Source organism: Asticcacaulis sp. W401b (genome assembly GCF_046503825.1).
In the GTDB taxonomy this organism is placed as follows: Bacteria; Pseudomonadota; Alphaproteobacteria; order Caulobacterales; family Caulobacteraceae; genus Asticcacaulis.
On record NZ_JBKFEE010000055.1, the window covers coordinates 1 to 1009 of the forward strand.

At 54.2% G+C, this 1009-nt stretch carries 1 protein-coding gene and 1 pseudogene; one reads left to right on the top strand and one right to left on the bottom strand.

The window, feature by feature from the left end:
* The coding region (locus ACK8OE_RS20825) for a hypothetical protein (protein WP_410274225.1) at window positions 1-351 on the bottom strand (351 nt) is incomplete at its 3' end.
* A gap of 104 nt (window positions 352-455) precedes the next feature.
* On the opposite strand from ACK8OE_RS20825, the pseudogene ACK8OE_RS20830 reads away from it, so the two are divergent.
* Window positions 456-1009 (top strand): annotated as a pseudogene (locus ACK8OE_RS20830) (IS5 family transposase); the annotation flags it as partial.

Sequence of the window (1009 nt, forward strand, 5' to 3'; positions counted from 1 at the left end):
CGCGCGAGAGCCCCATTGGTATCCGTTTGCAAATGGAAACCCATCGAACTCAAGAGCGTACATCGACAGCTGGCGACATGGATAGGTGTATCCATTGACCCAATGAGCTTGGACTAGCTTAATCGGCTTGCCTGACAGGGCTTGCCCAATACTCGTCGTATCCATGTTGATTGACATCTTGTCGCTCGTCAGATCAAACGTGCCAAGATATATTGACGCACCATCGGCAGCTTCAAAAAAGGGGGCGCCTAGGCAATTATCCAAATTTAAACCGCCACCTTGGACATACCAAAGACCAGACGGGACGAGGATGGATCGGGTTGAGAGTAACGAACCATCGCTTTGAGCCACGTAGTCGTCGTAAGCAGCAACGCCTAGGCCGTAAACTCATAAAACGGGTTTTCAATCTGTCTTACGCGTGATTCAAGGCTTCCATTGATTTGGAGGCCTTTTTGATGACCCGTCGCCGCTATGAGCTGACCGAGACAGAATGGGAAATTATTTCGCCGCTACTGCCGAACAAGCCTCGCGGCGTCCCTCGTGTTGATGATCGCCGCGTCATCAACGGCATCTTATGGAGGTTTCGGGCAGGCTCGCCATGGGCGGATATTCCGGAGCGGTACGGGCCTTCGACCACCTGCTATAATCGCTTCGTCCGGTGGCGCAAAGCTGGCGTTTGGGATCGGATTTTAGCAGATATATCAAAGGCCTTTGACGGCGATATCATCATGATTGACTCCTCCTGCGTCCGCGTGCACCAACATGGTGCGACGGCAAAAAAGGGGGCCTTGACGATGGCTGCATGGGACGTTCCCGTGGCGGGTTGACGACCAAGATCCATGCCGTCGTCGATGCCGAAGGGCGACCTATCGCCCTCGAACTGACTGCCGGGCAGGCTCATGATAGCCAAATGGCTTTGACCATGCTGAGCGCCATGAGGGAAGGCACCATTGTGCTGGGCGACAAAGCTTACGACACAAACGCCTTGCGTGCTGCCGCCAGCGAAAAA